The sequence below is a fragment of the Paenibacillus sp. KS-LC4 genome, from assembly GCF_036894955.1.
In the GTDB taxonomy this organism is placed as follows: Bacteria; Bacillota; Bacilli; order Paenibacillales; family Paenibacillaceae; genus Pristimantibacillus.
Window position 1 is genome coordinate 6176308 of the sequence record NZ_CP145905.1, and the last position, 16268, is coordinate 6192575.

Sequence of the window (16268 nt, forward strand, 5' to 3'; positions counted from 1 at the left end):
ACATATACACAAAAAATATAGCTATCATTACAAGCAGCTGTTTGTGCCTGAGCTCGTCACAAGCCTCATTACACAGGCTTCGTATTCGACGACTATTGCAATGCGCGAGCTTGCTCCTCTAATTGAGCAACTGTCTCTTCAAGCTTTTTTATTGGATGGTAGCCTAATTCGTCAAAAACCACTTTATTGCCCTAGACTTTGTTTGTATAAAATGACTCGAACTCAGCCACAGTGTCAAACTGATTCACAGGAACACCTTCTGTTTTGAGGTGATTTTCTAACATCTCAGTAAGCTGTAGAACGGCTAATCGCAATGGCTCAAAATCTGTTGGATTTAGCAGCGCAACAAGATCCGGATACCCATATTGGACATAGAACTCGCGATACTCGCCTAAATCAACATGGCTAGGCCAGCATCCTTTTTCCGCCGCATACAAATTTCGGGCTAACCCATCCTGCACACTGATCGCAACGAAAAAGGCTGTTTCGTAATGCCCCTTCTCGCACGCGGTTAAAAGCTTATTCAGCATCCCTTTTTCTTCTTCATAATACCCTTTCATTTGCAAAGCATAAGAGCGAAGCTTTTTTTGACTGTTTTGTCGCTCCGATATAAGGCTAAGGGTAGCCGTAATTAGTTTTTCACAAGCTAATATAACTTCGCCTGGAGTACGGCTGAACATAATCGTATCAAGATAGTGCTCCATCTGGTCAGGCTTAATGGGGAGACTTCTAACTTGCTCGCGATAGTGCCCCCACATGCGCTTATAATAAATTTGGTTCAAGTAGCCAAGCGCCTTAAAAAGGTTAACCATAATCATCTGAGCCTGCGTTCGACAATAGGACAACTGCTGCGAATTGCCGGCAAGCTGCATTTTAGCCATGTTGATAAAGCAATCCTTTACTACTAATTCGGCCTTGATGGTCAATTCAGTTGCTTTGGATTCACTACCCATGCTGGCAATGGTCTCACGAAGCTCCATGAACCTCGCAAGGTCACCTTCGGATCGGCTATATAACAGCTCACAGTCTGCTATAATTGTCGTATTCCACTCCTCGAAGGCTGCCATTCTCTCCGCACGATTCCACTCAATTGGCCAGAAATCAAAGCTAATGCCGTCGATGATAAACTGACATTCTGCTTGTCTCCCTCTAGCTGTAGCCGGAATAAAGAAAAAATCCAAATCCGATCGTTCGGTCGCTCGACCCTGCTGGTAGGACCCGTAGTAGCCGACAATGGCAACATCCTCAGGGTAATAGGTCTTTATATGTTTAACTATAATGTCCGCCACAGCAAAAACATTAATCATTGAATAATCGCCCCATTGAAAATCAAGTTATCATTACTTTGTTTTTATCCCTATAGTAACCATGCCAGAAGCTTAATCATAGATAATAAACACTTAATAACCATTTATTACTTAAGGGCTGCTGGATAATGGAATAGAAAAAGCCACACAGGAATTCCTTCCAATGTGACTTTATGAGATTATTTTTTTGAATAAACGATTTTCTTAATGCTATCGCAAGAAAGGCAAAATTGTTCGGATAGTTGATCAATTTTGGCACCAGCGGAAAAGTTTTTACGTATTTCGTCATTTCTTTGGTTTAAGTATGTTCGGCCCCCGGAGCATTCGCCCCATTTTTTACGAGACTGCTCTGGAGCAGGTATGTAAATCATTCCACCTTGGACATACTTCTGCACTTCCTTCAGTAAGCTCTCAGGAAGGATCATATCGGCATTTATATATTTCATAGTAGCTCTGCCCCTTAAAATAATTTTTAAGTTTTAAGGAAGCAAAGTCTATACTACAAAAAGCTCCATCATGCTAGGATGTCAGGCGGTAAATGATTCGTTCGCTCTATGCAACAACCGCCGTTGTTTGTAGTATAGACTTCGCATAGAGCAAATGGTTAAAAAACAAGTCATCTTCAGCCCTCCTTCCTAAAAGATAGTTTAAAGCTCTATTATAACGGTAAACCGCTTTCAAAAATATGCAAAAAATAGTTTAGAAGCGTTTATTACACTGAAAACAGTGTGAACGACGAGTTTATTTAAACAAATTATTACGCAATAAGCCAACACCAATAAAATACAACTTATAGGAATGTGCGTATTTTATCCAGGCATTCATGGACTACTTCATCGGGAGCTTTGCCAATGACATCTATACGCGGCAAGCTTCAGAGCCATCCCATATGGGATGGCTCTGGCTTTGGATGCTCATGCACTCTATTTACACTTTACGAACCGCGAACCATAGCTCGATATAGTTGAGATCGTCTTTCACACCAGTCATCTCAAGCTCAACCCCGTCAACCTGCTCATAGCCTGCCGTCGGGAGCCACTCGGTGTAAAAGCGTTTGTATAACGTTTCAATCGTCTCGCCAAACTGCTCCCAAGGATGTGGCTCCGACGGAAAAACCACCCATGTATGCGCGGGAATACTCACCGAGGTGTACCCGTCCGTGTTGCTGTATTCGTCTTTAAATACACACAGCATGTAAGGGAACGTATCTGGTCCAGTCTTTCGGTAGCTGCATACTGAATGTACGGGATGTAAGTTTTGGCTGACAAACGATGGTAAATCACCCGCCAACGCTTCGAGCCGCTTAACAGCGCCGTTCGCATGGCTCTGCTCCCACAGCTTCGCTGGTGTTTGCGGCTCCTCCCCGCCCCCATCGACGCGGAATACCCCTTCAATGCCGAACACTTCAAAACTTTCCTTCGTTTCAATGCGATAATTCATTGCCTCTGCCCCTTTAATTGTAATAAGGAAGGACAGGCGGGGGTAGGCTTTGAGCGCAACTCCCTCCTGACGGGACATAGCGGGCGTAATCCCGTGCAGTGCATGGAACGCCCGAGCAAATGAGACTGGTGATTCGTATCCGTACTTCAGTGCGACATCAATCACCTTAGCAGCCTCAGAATGCTGTAGCTCCAGCGCTGCGAGCGTCAGCCGTCTCCTTCGAATGTACTCGCCCAGCGTCACATCCGTAATGAACGAGAACATCCGTTGGAACTGATACGACGAACAGCAGGCCACGCGAGCGGCTTCACTTAGCTTGATCTCTCCAGTCAGGTTTGTTTCAATATAGTCGATCGCAAGGTTCATCCGCTCCAGCCACTGCATCTCAATCCCTCCTCTCAAATACAAGTATAGGCGGGGCAGAAAATTGCTTCGCAACCATTTGTGCCTAAAGATGTTGCTTATAAAAACATGCCTTTATTTATGAATATACATGCTTTATTTGACGAAAAATAATACGGTTCCAAAATGATTCATAAATCTTTTATAATCGGTACCCTCACGCAATACAATAATGGTCGGATACGAATTAACCTTGCGCTGGATCAACCCCGCCAATAGCGCCTTTTGCTCGGTACAATAGAATTTTCCTTGATGATACTCAATAATAAGAGGCGGGGGCGCGTCATGCTCGTCGGTTGCAATTGTATGAGAGTTACCCATATTGAGCTCATCCCTTTGAATAAGACGCAATGGAAGCTTTACGATGCCAAAATAGAGTCGATCTAACGCGATATTTTCTTTTTCAACCTGTGCGTTCCTAGAAAGCTGCCAGTAGCAGTACATCCACTCTTCAAGCATCCCACCAGTCGCATATTTCACAGCCGACTCAATAGTCGGTGCATACACTGCGTAGTCATCCTGTTTCTTTGAGTAAAGGATTTTTTTAATCGAGTCCAAAGACAAGAAGTATTCGTCAGCAAGCTCCGATACGGTACGGCCATGAGCGTACTTGTTGCGAATCATGCGATTTCTTCTCTGCAACTGCTCCCGATATCCAGAGGCTGCACCCCAGGCTCTCTTTTCCTCTCCCGCAGGAATGTAAAGTAGTTTACCCGAGGCGTACTTTTGAACCTCTCTCAATAGTTCCTCTGGAAGGATGTCACTGCCATTCTCATATTTCATGTCATCACCGTCTACAAACTATATATTCGATCTTTTAGTTCACTCATGGATTTCATCATAGATGTACACGATTCTTCATCGTCAATTGATGCGTGCCAACGCAAACCATCTATCCCTTTATAATACGCCATACATAAAAATCTTTCCTTAAAGTCGGGTATAATGATATTCCTTTTCTTGCAGTACGCCATCAGAAGCTCAGGTATTTGGAGATAAGGCTTGTTTAAATCCATAATTGCAAAATCAATCAGGAAGTCACCTATGCCGGAGTAGCTCCAGTCGGGAAACCCAACCGTCGTTTTTCCATCCGTAATGATGTTGATGAAGAAGGTAAAGTTATTCACTAAATAACGTCTGCCCTCGCAATAAGAAATTCGGGCCTCCATCTCCTTGTAGTACTGCTCAAAGAAATCCCGTTGCAAAACCGTCGTTCCGAACATTTCCCTCCAGTTATACCAATACCCTTCCTTATCCTCAGTAAACGTGTTGATCAGAAAATCCCTGCAACTCTCATATTCCGGTGTGCCATCCTCGTCGAACCGTCCGTAGCCCTCTACTCCCGATAGGTCAGACGCATGAATTTCAAACAGACTGTCAAAAATCAGCTCATGACAATCCCTGAATTGTTCGGGGCTTAATTGATCGGCCACGAATCCATTCGGGGTCATGTTGACCTTCTCGGATAGCATGGATCGCAAAAAATTGTCTTTACCCATCTTCTCATCTCCTTCACTTGATTCATATCTCACTGCCATCATGTGCGCACCTGATATGTAAAATCATAGCATTGGGTAGATTTGGGGGATAGGGCATCTATGTCTTAAATCGACTTTACACAGGTCAAAATTAGTATTAATCCATATTTACAGGCTCAATCACTTCGAATAAAAATGGATTACCGTTTAAATATTCTCTTATATATGCTTGGGCATATTTTTGTTCATCGATTAAACTGGCTGTTTCTCTTGGATCAGAGGCGTGATGGCAGGTGTTCTCGATCATGAACATAACGAAAAAACATTCCAGATCCCGAATATAGTCCGTTTCCAACTTCCTAATACTCTCATAACCTTGGATAAGCATCCATCGATGCTTTGGCCAAAGCTCCAATAGGGTGCCTGCCATATCGTAGAGATAATATCCGTACCCACATCTTCCAAAATCAATCAAATAGGGTTGATCATCCTTAAAAACCATATTACCGGTATGTAAATCAGCATGTATGAGCCCATAGTTATGTTCACTTGGATGCATAGCGGTAAGTTGGGATACAACCTTCTCAGCTGCATCTTGATACAGCTTCCATCCCTCTTCAGATAAAAAATGTTCATAATAACGTTCCAACTTAGCCATGTCACGTTTAAAACTTTCTACTCCCCAAGCAGGTCTTACGAAATCAGAAGGTGGATTGAAATCCTTTGCTGCTGCATGGAGCCTGCTCATCACTACACCGATGTTATATGCATGACTATCCGTAAATTCACCTGTTGCTTTTTCACCCTCTACCCACCGCATCAGCGTTACATAAGGGCGCCTATATCCTATTTCTGTTTCGATGTCCAATACATAAATACCATCACAACTTGCCACCCCCTCTGGTACATTTAGACCCTTCGATTTGTTCAGTGCTTGTAACAGTAGGAGCTCCGAACGAATCTCCTCTCTACTCAATCGGTCGGAATGAATGCGAAGCAAATAATTGTTATCTGTACTGGTTTCAATTTTATACGTGATCGTATCGGATAGTTGAATAAACTGGATGCTATCCCATTCTAAGTTATACTGTTGAATTGCTAATAAAGCGACTTTCCTTGCTCTGATTAATAACGCCCGCCGTTCTTCATCCGTATCAAATCTAAAAAAATCATTCATTTGTTATCCCCCTGCCGTTTTTATGAAGTAAAATCAACTACTTCTTTATATGTTATTGTAACGATAGTAAAAGCTTGAAAATATGCAGCAAATAATTTCAACTATGCTATACATAACAAAAGTCACATTAGAATTTCTTCCAATGCGACTTTTGTTAAACTATTTTTTTGAATAAACGATCTTTTAATAGTATCGCTTGAAAGGCAAAATCGATCTGAAAGTTGATGAAAGTTGATCGATAGTGTCACCATCAAAAAAATTTTGCCGGATTTCATCATTTCTAAGATCCAAAATTTTTCTGCTGCCTGAATTTTCACCCCATTTTTTACGCAAACCTTTTGATTTAGGAACGTAAACCAAGCCAAACAATTATCACTATCCGGATTTAAGCGGTCACTTATATTATTAGCTCTATACAAACAACCTCCATTGTTCATAGAATAGACTTTGCATAGAGCATATCTCGAACCTTGTCATAATGCCTCGACTTCCTGATAATGTATGTAAAGGTGAGTTTTAGATCTATCCTATATGGGATGGCCCCTTCGTCTCTCTCGCTTTGTTCAACTATCGTCTCTCGTTGCCTAATGCAGTTTAATTCTCTGACAGGCCAAACAAACTCTCTAAGATTGAATCTGCACATTCTTCTGGAGAATTTAGATGAGTGTTGACCTTGCAGTTATACTGTATATCCTTAGCCATTAATTTATTTTGCCACTCCGACTGATCTTCGGTTCTATCTCCACGTTCAATATTTCTTTGGCGACAAATATCCAAGGGACAAAAAACCTCAACAACATAGAACGGATACCCGGCAAATATGTCCTTAACCTTTTCATAATGCGGCTTTAACTCCGGTCTTTCCACCAAAATGCCATCAATAAGCACATTCTTTCCATGATCCGAAAATAGTTTAGCCGTATGATACATCATAATTATTGCATCACTTAAATATTTCCAGTAATTTCCACGAAGATAATTGTCGCCAATTGTATTCTCAAAAAGATCATTTGCAACAACGTAAAAAAATTCATCCGCTCTCGACTGAATAGCATCTACAATAGATGTTTTCCCAGCGCTAGTTACACCGTTTAGAAATACGATTTTACCCTTTTCCATTTCAATATCCCTCCCTTACTCATGCTCTCCAAAAATATTCATTACTATGTCAAAGGCTCCCTTTCAGTGTACCTCCCTTACCCATAAATCAGTTAGGTAAAGAACTTTTATAATCATTTTATCCTGCTCGATAAAGTGAGATTCACCAAAAAACTTGCCTTATTTATTATACGATTCTCCGCGTTTAAGGCTTCGGTAACGAGTTCCCCGAATCGAATAGCAAAGCCCACTCACCTATAAAGAGAGCGGGCTTTGCTGAATAATGACTAATTTTTGCAACCGTTTTTGTCACAAGTGATCTTGGAGTGACTATCAACCCAATGAGTAGGATGCTCATTAGTGTTAAAACCACAACCAATGCTACCACCTTTGACACCACTGTGCACAATATCTGTCGGAGTATGCTTTACCGCCATTTCCTCACCCCCAGAACCCACTATTGGATAAATTATACATCTATAATAACAATTGACCCATACAAGAACAATTGCTTTTGTTGATATTTATTACACTCCTTAATAACAGTCTTCTCTTAAAAAACCTCACAATACTCTGAGAACTTAAAGCTTAAGAGGTTTCTAAAGCGCTTAATTACGAGGTTAGTAGATTGCCCTACTGCGTTCTCAGTGAGGTATCCACTTATTTACTAATATAGCTGATTTCAATCTTTTGTTATATACTTCCATTTTTCGCAAATGCTACATTTAGTTTCATTTACTAACCTATAAAGAAGCCGCCCCAAACATAAGGAGCGGCGGGTTGAAACCAACCATTACTGTATACTTTCGCTAGAAACTTACCTTAAGATCCCTTAACATCTCAAAAGTGTTTACATATTTCACGTTAAATTGTCTGCACACTACTGGAATCAGTATTCTCTTCTTTATATCTGGGTTATATGCCTCATGGGTTACAAGAATATAGTCTTTAGATTTTGCATATGCAACTAGCCATGCATCGGCTACATTAGCAAACTCTTCTTTTGCACTAGAGGTAAACTGTGGGTTACTATGTGCCCATTGTTGTATCTCAGCATATTTTTCAATTACGTCTTGAGAATCCGTTCTCTCGAAATAACTTTTGAAGTTATCTGTAGTCCATAAATGCAACCTATCTGCATTTTTAGGATCAGGAGAAATAATTTCATCTTGAATCCTATCTATACTACGAATGTTATTTATGCTAGCTTGGGATATTAAAGACTTCCAGAAACTTGGCGCCACATCAAAGTCGTAATATCCTCTATGTGCGCCGATAAACACATTGGCGTCTAGTACATACAAGTCTATACACCCCTTTCTTGTACTATTTTAACTAATTTTTCAAACGTTTTTGTTTTAAGCCCAGTTAATCTGAAAGCCTCAGAATATTGGATATTTCCTGTGCTAGCTTGATAGACCACAGCACTCGTAAACGGATTTCCAAGTCTACTCATGAGAGTATTATAAAAATTCCCACTAGAAGCAGAACTGGCCTTCTGATTTTTCAACTTTTCTAAGTATTCATAATAGAAACTAAAAAAATCCTCTCTCGGTACTACATTTAGATCCAGCGCCCTTCTGCCAATAACAATTGGACTTACCTTAAATATATTACTAAGTGTTTCATAAACTGCACCGTCAGGATAGTGAGTGTGCCATTGCCTTATAAACAAATCTTTAGGACATAACATTTCTGCTGCAGCTTCATTACAAAGTTTTTCCACATCTGCATTCTGGGAGTTTAATGGAGAAGCTTCGACGATTGCACTAGAGCCTATTAGAATATGTGCAATCTCATGAACTAAAGTGAAAATTTGAGCAGATTTTGCATCAACCGCATTGATAAAAATCAGTGGAGCTACCTCATCAACTAACACAAATCCTCTAAACTCCGAAACATTCAATGCACGATGGGTATTACCTCCCACTATGCCATTTTGCATCACTGTAATTCTAACTTTTTCACACTTTTCAATTAAATACTTTAGTGCTTCATGAAAGTTCCTATGTTGTCTCGCCCAGTCTTGCTGTAACCCTAATAAATTAAAAACTTTCTGTGCTATTTGGGAAACTGTTAAACCTTTATAAGATCCAACAAAATCTAATTTTGTCCCAACATGTTGCTCATAATAGTCTCTCATGAAATCCTGTCTTCTTTGCATAATATGTAGAGTTTCTATTAAATCAGGGCTAACTTTTCCACTTTCTCCATCCTCAACTGTTCTATAATGCGGTATTGGCAATGTTTCAATCGGGGGCTGCTTTAAGAAAAAATATCCTAGTGGAGTGGCGGTGGCTGCTGCATAAGCTTCAAGCTGTTTAAATGTTGGTTGCTTATCTCCTGCTAGCCATTTATCCAATAACTTGAATTTTTTATGTAACTTATCCTGATGAAGGCTCCTATTATAAGCCCAGTTCAATAATTCTTTTTTTACAGGAACTTTTGCAGCCATGTTCCACCTCCTGTATGCTTGTTTGTTATGTAATTTGCTCTATGTACTTACTCTCAATTATAGGCTGTATTTTGAAAGATAATGTCTCATTTCTTATTTTGGAAAGTCATTTTAATCATACCACAAATTAGGTGATGTATCCAACCAATTGGCCCAGTAATCAAAATTTATATAGCCCTTTAGAATCATTTCATGCAAGTGCTTGGTCTCAAAGTAACGCTAAGATGTTCAGTGATTCTGTAAACTAAAATTTATTTATTGCTCTAATGCCCGATTTTATGAATTAAATCACTAAGCTCCAATATGAAGTTGCAGCATCGCCGCTTCCACCTTTAACTCCACTCTCTATTTTACCACTATTTATAATAAGGTTCTCCATAACGGGGCTATCGGCAAAAATGCGAAAGGAGCCTGCCTCGCAAGCTCAGAATATTTGCTAACCCCAATCTTTGGTGTTTGGAATTGCAGTCAAGTTTGTCAGTCATCCCTACTATGATAATCACAACTCCCTACAGGCATGTTTATTTCGCCACTTTGAGGTTTGAGCTATTTTTGTATAGAAGAATCTTGACCCAAAACAGCTGTATTTTGTAAAGTCATTTTTGCTTGTTTTTGAGATTATTTAGTCCTATAAATTGCTCCAGTGATTTTGGAAATATGTCTTCACCAAAATCAGACTTTCTTTTTAATGCATTCCAAATCCCTGAGCTATTTTTATCATTGGATTCATATCCGATTGCAGATTCTAATTTCGGAATATTAAAATGTAAATTATTTAAAGAAGCCTCATTAATTAGTCTCCAATTTGTAGTTATCATGCCTCGTTTCGTTTGATCACTCAGTGAATTACCTTTTGCGTTAAATGCCTTAAATACTGATACTTGCTCCTTATACACTTTACTTTCTTTAAGCTCATCAAGGGAGTCAAACATTAATGTTGAAACGAAGTCATCCTCAAAATCAAAATCATTAATACAAAAGAAATCTATGCCAAGGTGCTTGCATAGTCTAATCAAAAACGTTGCTGTTATCTTGCCATGATGCGGAACTATTGATATGTTATTAAAATTTAAATATGTTTCAGCGTACTTTTCATCCCCCGTAATTTCGAGTACCTTTTTCTTTATTATTTCTTTATAAGTCATCAAATCATTTGGACCTTCTACAAGTATGACTCTTTGGCTAAATATTATTTTATTAAGGTTCGGTTCTATTAATTTTATATAATTATTGTAATCTTTAATTTCAGAAAGTAGCTCTTCTTCTTCGTCTAATTCGGAAAGTTCCTTATCAGGCTTATTGTATTTTAGTACTGTTTGTTTACTTGTATCATTAAATTCAAAACGAATCAGTCCTCTAGTATCGAAAATATCTAACATTTTTTCAGAATGAGTCGTATATATTACCTGATGACCATTCTCAGCTAGGCCACATAGAACTGTTTTATAAAAATACTCTTGATGATTTTCATGTAAAAAGCTTTCGGGTTCTTCAAACAAAAAAAGACATTTATCTCTTTCGTTACTCTCCGCAATAGCTTGGACAACCGCCATAACGAACATAGAAATGTATCCGTCCCCAAAGTGGTCAATTGGAATAAGGTTTTCCATATCCCCATTTAGACCTATTTTAAATATCATCTCTAAGAAAATATCTTCATACTCTGGTAATCCGAATTCAATATGACACTTATTTTGCCGTAAATTGTTCGAATAATTAGTTTGTATTTTATCAAGGAATTCGTTTAATTTTGAACCTACAAGAATTCTTTCAGTTGAACCTTCTATGTCCTTTTTAAAGGCTTCTCTTTTCCCTAACATAATCTCATCATTGTCAACTATACTCTTTATATGTTTAGCCAAAAATGAAGATAGGTTTCCCCAACCCGTCTTTTTGGTCGCTAGTTCCTTTTTCACCTCATGAAAATTTACATAAAAAATTTTAAAATATTTAGAAGCGCCAGATGCATCACGGTTTCGGTCTGTTTTACCCAGATTTTTATATGATAAAATTTTAGCACTTTCTATCTCAATACCATCTAGTGTTATCTCCAAAAAATGATACCCTGAAAGTTCTGCTGGATTTCCATCTACTTTTACTTCAATACTACTTTTAATTTCTGTAGAAATTTGAGGCACATTTTCGTAATTACGGTTATGAAAATCATTAATAGTAAAGGTATCCTTCGTTATATATTTTTCAGTAATTCCATATAAAATTGCATTTAGGAAATTAGTTTTTCCTGAGTTGTTATACCCAACTATAGCAACCGGCTTTTTATAATTTCCGTCTGGAAAACTAACATTTACCTCTTCGTTAAAGGATCTGTAATTCTTAACGCCTATTCTTTTAATGCGAATATAGCTCATATTCCCACACTCCTTTAGTTTGTTCATTAAATCATCAAACGCTCATATTCACGAAATATGACGGATGTGTTCGGATGTGTCGGCCTACTCATCAACGAACTATTTCACAGACAGAACAGAAAATACGAATTATAAACAAGGTATAAGGCTAATAAAATCGGCTACAATAAGTTTGACTATTTTGCGCTCTGCATCAGTAAATTATCTTTGTGCTTCACATATACAATCGCTATAGGAAAACTTGATGGAGCCCCCTTTCCCCCCTCTAGCACTCTGACTTCACGTGCACCGAAAACGTAATAGTCATTGTCTAATAATTCTTTGATCAGTTTGGTTATTTCAAAACCGAATCTAACTCTTTCACCTGATTCAAAATCGCTAAGTAAGTCCCCAAAATCATGCATGTATTGTAAAAAGCCTGAAATCAATTCAACCTCAGGTTCATTTCTGGGTTCATCATGATCAAATTCATATCCCATTGCTCTATCCAAAATATTAATGATTTCTTTTCCGGTTGTAACTCTAGGTAACTTTTCAGGAATATTTTCCTTAATTCTTTTAATTCTCGGAGGTTTGTCTTCTTGTTGGTCAAGTCTTTTAGATACCCAAAGCTCATGATTCACTTTAATTTGTTTAATAATATCTTCGGTAAACGTCTCAGGTTGGTCATCAATCATCTTGTGATGAATACGACATAACAGAATTAAGTTATCATAAGTATCTATTTTATCTTTAGGACGGTTTGAATCATGTCTAGGCCCATTCTTCTGCCCAGAAATAATATGGCATTCCTCACCGACAATTGACGAATCATCTTTTTCAGTCTCATCAATAATTAGTTCAAGCTTGCATATGGAACATCTATTTCCTGATCTACCCCATAGTATCTTTCTAGTCTTATCTGAGATCGACATGGAATTATCGCTTACCTCCCTTAAAAGTGACCTCAACTAATGTCCTACAAATAAAATTTTTATATTTCATCCCGAGTTTTTAATGGAACATATAGCTTGAATAAGTACAATCATACCATGAAATTGGTAAACATTTTCGTTTTAGGTGGCACAAAAATCCCACTAGATCCTATCTCTAGAGGGATAACCATATTTCTATAGCACCTTTCTTCACACTTTGGAAGGTCTCTAAACCCTTCTTATCACTCAAATTTTGCGCCCTATTTATGATAAGGCTCCCCCCGCACAATCTTAAACACCCGATAAACCTGCTCTGTCAGCACAAGACGGAGCAGCTGATGCGGATAGGTAATCCGTCCAAAAGACAGCTTCATATTAGCGCGGCGCATGACTTCGTCAGCGAGCCCCAAGCTACCGCCAATGACAAAAGCGATCTGGCTTTTCCCATACGTGCCAAGCTCCTCGACATGCTTCGCCAATTGCTCCGACGTCCACATTTCGCCTTCAATTGCCATTGCGATAACGTACGTATCCTGCTTAATATGGCTCAGAATTCGCTCGCCTTCCTTCGCCTTTACCTGCTGCTCTTCACTCGCACTAAGCTGCTCGGGCGCTTTCTCATCCGCTACCTCAACTAGCGTGAGCTTCGCATACGGAGCCAAGCGCTTTGCGTATTCCGCGATCCCTTGCGTTAAATATTTCTCCTTTAGCTTACCGACTGAAATAATCTGTATTTGCACTGACAACTTCTCCTTTATTCACAGCCTGATCATCGGCTTGTCCTATTACTCCCCATCATACCATCCGCCCGCGGCAAAAACACTTGTGTAAGCTCAGAAAAAAGGCCAACCAGACCGTCCTCTGGCTGACCTTATGAATCAAAAACCTAAACAATATCCCAGTATATCCAATAGGCACTACTACTCACTAATACCCATCAGACTCCGGCTTTCAAAAAAAAGCAGCTCAAGCTCGCCATTTTCTCGCGACCGCTTCAATCTGCTGCGGCGAAGTCCGGCAGCAGCCTCCAATAATACGGGCGCCGGCTTCGTACCAGCCCTCTGCTTCCTCAAGGAAGCTCGGGCAGCTGCCCTCGCCATGCCAAGTCTTCGTCTCCGGATTATAGCTTTCTCCCGAATTCGGATAAACAATAATCGGCTTCTGCGAGTGAGCGCGAAGCACCTTAATTGCCTCCGTCACGACAGCGCCGGGGGCGCAGTTCATGCCGATTGCGGCAATCTGCTCGCTATCTGCGAAAGCAGCCGCGCATTCCGCCAGCGGAGTACCTTCGCTGATCGCCGTTTCATTTTTCAATGAAAACGATAGCCACGCATACACGCCCGGAAACTCCTTCAGCAAGGCATCCAGCACTCTGGCCTCCTGAAGGGAAGGAACCGTCTCGAACGCCAGCAGGTCAGCGCCAGCCTCTATAACCGCCGCCATTCTAGGACGGTGGAACTCCGTCAGCACCTCATCCGATACGCCGTAGTTGCCGACATACTCCGAGCCATCCGCCAAATAAGCGCCATATGGGCCAATGGATGCGGCTACAAGCGGTTTTGGCCTGCTAACAGACTTAGCATCTCGCGTAGATGCCGCCTGCTCACTAGCACCATTCCCCACTTGATCACCATCAGCAGCACCTGCAACCTCTTGCTCCCAATATTCATCACGCGCCTTCCGCGCAAGCTCTACTGTGCTTTTGATCAGCTTCAAAGCTTCCTCTTCACTAAACCCGCGCTTGCGAAAACCATCCACCGTCGCCTGATAGCTCGACGTCGTCGCGCAATCCGCTCCTGCGCGGTAATAATCCAGATGTACCTGATAAATTAGCTCAGGCTGTGACAGCAGCACCTGCGCCGACCACAGCGCATCATTCAGATCGCAGCCATGCCGCTCCAGCTCCGTCGCCATTGCGCCATCCAGCACCATAATCTCATGCTTTTGCAAAATATCTTCTATAACATTGTGCGCAGTACCGTTAGGCTTTCCCATAACGTTTTTCCTCCCCTGTTCCTACTATCTATCGAACTCTTTTTCTTTCAGCTCTATATTTCCCGTCACTTAAAGTCTCTTGGAGTCACTTTAGGGTTACTTCAAGTCACTTCCAGCCTCACTTCTACTTCTTCACACGATAAAACGCATAATAGCTGCCGTAGCACAGCGCAATAAACGGAATCCCGCAATACAGCGCAACCCGCTGTGTCGGATCAAAGGCAATCCCGATGCAGGACGCCAGGCATAGCAAGAACGAGGCAATCGGTACAAAAGGATACCACGGCGTCCGGTACGCCAGCTTGTCCACCGAGTTCCCCTCGCGGACGTACTGTCTGCGGAACATAAACTGCGAAGCGCTAATGCTCATCCAGACGACGACAACCGCCAGCCCCGATATGGATACCAGCGCAATATATACCGTGTCCGGTGCAACAATGCTGGAGAGCAGCGCGAGCGCACCACCTACCATGCTCAAAATTACCGCATTCAGCGGCACACCTTGCTTCGTCAGCTTGGCAAACATAGGCGAGATGGTCTTCTTGTCAGCCAGCGACCACAGCATTCGCGAGGACGCATACAATCCCGAGTTCGCCGCCGACAAAATCGCGGTCAAAATAACAAAGTTCATTACATCCGCCGCATACGGCACACCAACCCGCTCCATTACCGTCACGAAGGGACTTTCCGTTACCCCCGCCTCCGACATCGGCAGCAAGGCCGACAGCACCACGATCGTTCCGATGAAAAAAATAACGAGGCGAAACAGCGTCGTGCGAATCGCTTTCGGAATCGTCTTCTCGGGATTAACCGATTCTCCCGCTGCAATCCCAATGAGCTCCGTGCCGGAGAAAGCAAAATTGACCGCTAGCATCGTCAATAAAATCGCAAACGCCCCGTTCGGGAACCACCCTGCGCTCGTAATATTTGAGAATAAGGGCGCTGGCTCCGAAGCCGCCATTGGCACAATGCCGAACATCGCTCCCGCTCCGATAACAATAAACAACACAATCGTGACAACCTTTACAGAGGAGAACCAAAATTCCGACTCCGCAAAAAAACGTACCGAGCGAGCATTTAACACAAATATGAGGGCAGCAAACAATGCGCTCCAGATCCATACATTAACCGAAGGAAACCAGCGCTGCATAAGCAGCCCTGCCGCCGTAAATTCCGAGCCTAACGCTACCGTCCAGGTGAGCCAGTATAGCCAAGCAACCGTGTAGCCAGTAGCCGGGCCTATATATTTTGCCGCATAGCTGTGAAACGCTCCAGTCTCTGGCATATGCACAGATAGCTCGCCCAAGCACAGCATAACGAGATATACCGCAACGGCACCAACCAGATAGGACAAAATCGCGCCAAATGGCCCTGCCTGCTGAATCGTATAACCGGAGCTTAAAAACAAGCCCGTCCCAATTACACCGCCAAGCGAGAGCATAACGATGTGCCTCGCTTGCATTTTTCGCTGAAACTGCTGCTTACTTCCATTGTCCACGTTCATTCTCCTAGGTATCATATTCAGACAAGCACCTCTTTTTCTTTTGAAAAAGAATGCGCTGCCAACAAATCCGCATTGGCGGATTTTAAACGGCTCCGGCCCCTGCTGCAAGCTAAATTCAATATATCGGGC

At 41.4% G+C, this 16268-nt stretch carries 14 protein-coding genes and 1 pseudogene; all 15 read right to left on the minus strand.

What is annotated here, in order from left to right; genetic code table 11:
* Positions 1 to 191 precede the first annotated feature (191 nt).
* The 15 genes and pseudogenes from V5J77_RS26160 to mmuP all read right to left on the minus strand — a co-directional run bounded on the left by V5J77_RS26160 (position 192) and on the right by mmuP (position 16133).
* Entirely contained in the window at positions 192 to 1307 is a 1116-nt protein-coding gene (locus V5J77_RS26160) for a hypothetical protein (RefSeq protein ID WP_338553713.1), read from the minus strand.
* Positions 1308 to 1486: 179 nt separating this feature from the next.
* On the minus strand, positions 1487 to 1753 hold the full coding sequence (locus tag V5J77_RS26165) for a CD3324 family protein (protein ID WP_338553714.1): 267 nt from the start codon (positions 1751 to 1753) through the stop codon (positions 1487 to 1489).
* Positions 1754 to 2234: 481 nt separating this feature from the next.
* The gene (locus tag V5J77_RS26170; protein WP_338553715.1) at positions 2235 to 3131 is read right to left on the minus strand and encodes an AraC family transcriptional regulator; all 897 of its coding nucleotides are present in this window, start codon (positions 3129 to 3131) and stop codon (positions 2235 to 2237) included.
* A gap of 543 nt (positions 3132 to 3674) precedes the next feature.
* Positions 3675 to 3932, minus strand: a pseudogene (locus V5J77_RS26175) (CD3324 family protein); the annotation flags it as partial.
* A gap of 11 nt (positions 3933 to 3943) precedes the next feature.
* A complete protein-coding gene (locus V5J77_RS26180; RefSeq protein WP_338553716.1) occupies positions 3944 to 4648 on the minus strand; it encodes a hypothetical protein in 705 nt (234 codons plus the stop codon).
* Positions 4649 to 4784: 136 nt separating this feature from the next.
* Complete coding sequence (locus tag V5J77_RS26185) at positions 4785 to 5804, minus strand: phosphotransferase (RefSeq protein ID WP_338553717.1); 1020 nt, start codon at positions 5802 to 5804, stop codon at positions 4785 to 4787.
* Positions 5805 to 5926: 122 nt separating this feature from the next.
* Positions 5927 to 6223 (minus strand): hypothetical protein, encoded by a 297-nt coding sequence (locus V5J77_RS26190; RefSeq protein ID WP_338553718.1) that lies wholly within the window; start codon positions 6221 to 6223, stop codon positions 5927 to 5929.
* Between the two features lie 175 nt (positions 6224 to 6398).
* Positions 6399 to 6923 carry an AAA family ATPase gene (locus tag V5J77_RS26195; RefSeq protein ID WP_338553719.1) on the minus strand — a complete coding sequence of 175 codons (525 nt, stop codon included), beginning with the start codon at positions 6921 to 6923 and terminating at the stop codon, positions 6399 to 6401.
* 788 nt (positions 6924 to 7711) lie between these two features.
* Positions 7712 to 8206, minus strand: coding sequence for a DUF4411 family protein (locus tag V5J77_RS26200; protein WP_338553720.1), 495 nt, complete (start codon positions 8204 to 8206; stop codon positions 7712 to 7714).
* A 2-nt stretch (positions 8207 to 8208) separates the two neighbouring features.
* Positions 8209 to 9357, minus strand: a complete 1149-nt coding sequence (locus tag V5J77_RS26205; protein ID WP_338553721.1) for an ImmA/IrrE family metallo-endopeptidase — start codon at positions 9355 to 9357, stop codon at positions 8209 to 8211.
* A 596-nt stretch (positions 9358 to 9953) separates the two neighbouring features.
* Positions 9954 to 11726 carry an AAA family ATPase gene (locus V5J77_RS26210; protein WP_338553722.1) on the minus strand — a complete coding sequence of 591 codons (1773 nt, stop codon included), beginning with the start codon at positions 11724 to 11726 and terminating at the stop codon, positions 9954 to 9956.
* 176 nt (positions 11727 to 11902) lie between these two features.
* Positions 11903 to 12640 (minus strand): HNH endonuclease signature motif containing protein, encoded by a 738-nt coding sequence (locus V5J77_RS26215; RefSeq protein ID WP_338553723.1) that lies wholly within the window; start codon positions 12638 to 12640, stop codon positions 11903 to 11905.
* Positions 12641 to 12900: 260 nt separating this feature from the next.
* A complete protein-coding gene (gene rlmH / locus V5J77_RS26220; RefSeq protein ID WP_338553724.1) occupies positions 12901 to 13380 on the minus strand; it encodes a 23S rRNA (pseudouridine(1915)-N(3))-methyltransferase RlmH in 480 nt (159 codons plus the stop codon).
* Between the two features lie 226 nt (positions 13381 to 13606).
* Positions 13607 to 14635: a homocysteine S-methyltransferase gene (gene mmuM / locus V5J77_RS26225; protein WP_338553725.1), complete on the minus strand. Its 1029-nt coding sequence runs from the start codon at positions 14633 to 14635 to the stop codon at positions 13607 to 13609.
* A gap of 124 nt (positions 14636 to 14759) precedes the next feature.
* Positions 14760 to 16133 (minus strand): S-methylmethionine permease, encoded by a 1374-nt coding sequence (mmuP, locus tag V5J77_RS26230; RefSeq protein WP_338553726.1) that lies wholly within the window; start codon positions 16131 to 16133, stop codon positions 14760 to 14762.
* Between the last annotated feature and the right edge of the window lie 135 nt (positions 16134 to 16268).

What these genes read in the sequence shown, in the direction of transcription:
- V5J77_RS26160 (WP_338553713.1), bottom strand. Translation starts at nt 1,307, where the DNA reads ATGATTAATGTTTTTGCTGTGGCGGACATTATAGTTAAACATATAAAG.
- V5J77_RS26165 (WP_338553714.1), bottom strand. Translation starts at nt 1,753, where the DNA reads ATGAAATATATAAATGCCGATATGATCCTTCCTGAGAGCTTACTGAAG.
- V5J77_RS26170 (WP_338553715.1), bottom strand. Translation starts at nt 3,131, where the DNA reads ATGCAGTGGCTGGAGCGGATGAACCTTGCGATCGACTATATTGAAACA.
- V5J77_RS26180 (WP_338553716.1), bottom strand. Translation starts at nt 4,648, where the DNA reads ATGGGTAAAGACAATTTTTTGCGATCCATGCTATCCGAGAAGGTCAAC.
- V5J77_RS26185 (WP_338553717.1), bottom strand. Translation starts at nt 5,804, where the DNA reads ATGAATGATTTTTTTAGATTTGATACGGATGAAGAACGGCGGGCGTTA.
- V5J77_RS26195 (WP_338553719.1), bottom strand. Translation starts at nt 6,923, where the DNA reads ATGGAAAAGGGTAAAATCGTATTTCTAAACGGTGTAACTAGCGCTGGG.
- V5J77_RS26205 (WP_338553721.1), bottom strand. Translation starts at nt 9,357, where the DNA reads ATGGCTGCAAAAGTTCCTGTAAAAAAAGAATTATTGAACTGGGCTTAT.
- V5J77_RS26210 (WP_338553722.1), bottom strand. Translation starts at nt 11,726, where the DNA reads ATGAGCTATATTCGCATTAAAAGAATAGGCGTTAAGAATTACAGATCC.
- V5J77_RS26215 (WP_338553723.1), bottom strand. Translation starts at nt 12,640, where the DNA reads ATGTCGATCTCAGATAAGACTAGAAAGATACTATGGGGTAGATCAGGA.
- mmuM (WP_338553725.1), bottom strand. Translation starts at nt 14,635, where the DNA reads ATGGGAAAGCCTAACGGTACTGCGCACAATGTTATAGAAGATATTTTG.